The following is a 780-nucleotide window of genomic DNA, read 5'->3' as shown; positions in this document are numbered from 1 at the left end:
CTGTATATCCTCTCAGGGCGTACTCTCCGTCCAGCAGCCTCTGTCCGTTGAACTCCGTAGTCTTTGCGACCCGGGTAATCTCCTCCTTCAGCTGGGCGATCTCATTTTGTATGATCTCCCTATCTCCAAGAATGTCCTTGCCGTCTGCAGACTCCCCTGAGCTGGAGAGCACGCCGTTGGCGGCCTTCACCGAAAGCTCGTTCATCCTCTGCAGCATCTCACTGATCTCCGACATGGCTCCGTCGGCAATCTCCATCACCGAAACGCCGTCCCCGGCATTGTTGGTGGCCGCGGAAAGCCCTCTCAGCTGGGCGTTCATCCTCTTGGCCATGGCCAGTCCCGCCGGATTGTCCTTTGCCCGATTCACCTTCAGTCCGGAGGAAAGCCTCTGGAGAGACTGGGACAGCATATTGTCATTGTTCGCCAGTGCATTGTTGGTCAGCATCGCAGATACATTGTAATTAACTCTCATGATTTTACCTCCCTGCGCGCGGACGCGCGCATTTATTCAATCTATGTGAAGAACTTCCGCCTCTGGGGACATGGGCTCAAAAACCATGGCCCTGCAGCGACTTCAAAAACGTCTTTGCCACGCAGTATAGCTGGGCATTCCCCGTAGGAGTATGCTCCCCGGAGCGAACCAGCACCGGCATCCTATTCTCGGAGCCGATCACGGTGATATTGCCTACCTGCCAGCTGTTCTGCGCCTCTCTCTTAAAGGTATCGGCTATCTCCTGCACTTTCTTGCCTTCCGCAAAAAGCATACCGTACACCATGTCG

The 780-nt window shown here is 55.1% G+C and carries 1 protein-coding gene and 1 pseudogene (1 of these 2 only partly in view); both read right to left on the bottom strand.

Annotated features, from left to right (window positions below; all coding sequences use genetic code 11):
- Positions 1-472, bottom strand: a pseudogene (locus tag Q2B33_RS24665) (flagellin) (it extends 716 nt beyond the left edge of the window).
- Positions 473-548: 76 nt separating this feature from the next.
- Positions 549-780: hypothetical protein (locus tag Q2B33_RS24105; RefSeq protein WP_300914345.1), on the bottom strand; the 232-nt coding region annotated here is incomplete at its 5' end.

It is taken from the genome of uncultured Acetatifactor sp. (assembly GCF_948601915.1).
Taxonomy (GTDB): domain Bacteria; phylum Bacillota; class Clostridia; order Lachnospirales; family Lachnospiraceae; genus Acetatifactor.
Note: the sequence above shows the minus strand (reverse complement) of the source record. Positions and strands in the feature narration are given on the sequence as shown.